This is a genomic window from Gilliamella apicola (genome assembly GCF_003202915.1).
Lineage (GTDB): Bacteria > Pseudomonadota > Gammaproteobacteria > Enterobacterales > Orbaceae > Gilliamella > Gilliamella apicola_Q.
Window position 1 is genome coordinate 1 of the sequence record NZ_QGLP01000017.1, and the last position, 1,378, is coordinate 1,378.

At 39.0% G+C, this 1,378-nt stretch carries 1 protein-coding gene; it reads left to right on the top strand.

From position 1 onward, the window contains the following. Positions 1–1,378 (top strand): hemagglutinin repeat-containing protein (locus DKK79_RS14320; protein ID WP_181415338.1); only part of this gene is annotated, 1,378 nt, incomplete at both ends.

Below are 1,378 nucleotides of genomic sequence, written 5' to 3' on the forward strand. Positions count from 1 at the left end.
TCAATACACCTGAGAAAAGTCAAACAGGGATAATAGTTGACAGCAGTGACCGTCAAATAGCACAAGTTAATGCAATCAGCACCATTGAGTCAAATTTAACCCTACCAGATAACAGTTTATATACGGTCAATAAAGACCCTAAAAGCCTTTATTTAATCGAGACCGACCATCGTTTTACCAATCGTAAAAAATGGTTAAGTTCTGATTATATGACCAATCGAATTAAAACCGATCCTGACGTTATCCAAAAACGGTTAGGCGATGGTTATTACGAACAACAGTTACTACAACAGCAAATTATAGCTTTGACAGGTCAACGTTATCTTGCTGGTTATCAAAGCGATATTGAGCAATATAAGGCACTTATGGATGCGGGCATTATGTTTGCGAACCAATATCAATTTAAAATCGGGGTCGCACTCACCCCAGAGCAGATGGCCCAACTTACTAGTGATATGGTTTGGTTAGTGAGTCAAACGGTGATTGTTGATGGTCAACCTCAACAAGTGCTAGTCCCGAAAGTCTATATTGTTAATCGTCCTGAACTTTCAACTGATGGAGCATTATTAGCTGGACGTAACGTTAAAATTGAGAGTGATAGTGACATTTATTCAAATGGTAATCTTATTGCTCGGCACCAACTCAATGTATCAGGCCACAATATAGAGCAAGAAGGGATATGGAAAGCCGGCAGTATCGCCGTTAAGGCGGCAGATAGTATCCGAAGTAGTGGCGCTTTTGTGGCTGATGAAAATATTTACTTATCAGCCATCAATGATATTTTATTGACCACAACAACCAATACAACCGAAGTTAATTATGGACCGGGTAATTTCAATCGTAATACAGTGATTGATAAAGTCGCTTCGTTACAAAGTAAAGAAGGCGATATTGTTGTTCAAGCTAGGCATGATGTGAACATGACTGGTGCAATGATTATCAATGGTGGAGAATCAAGTAAAACTCAAATCAAAGCTGGCCATGATATTGAGTTAAATAAAGTCAATACTCAGACTGCGTCACATGCCAACTTCGGTAAAAACGATTATCGAGATATTGATGAAAGTCGCGTGCTGGGTACACAAATTCAGTCAAATGGTCATATTTCATTACAATCTGGCCACAACATTGATACGCATGCTGCATCCGTATCGGCGGACAAATCATTAAGTTTACAAGCAGGTCATGACATTAATCTGATGTCAGCTGAAGAGCGTACGGCATTAACTGATCATCATACTAAAGAAAACAATCGATTACTGACTAAAAAAAGCACAACAAGTCATCTTGAAATTGATAATACTACCCAGTTAGGCAGTGAACTTAGCGCCAATAGCGTAACGATAAAATCCGGTCATGATTTAGATGTATCTGGCAG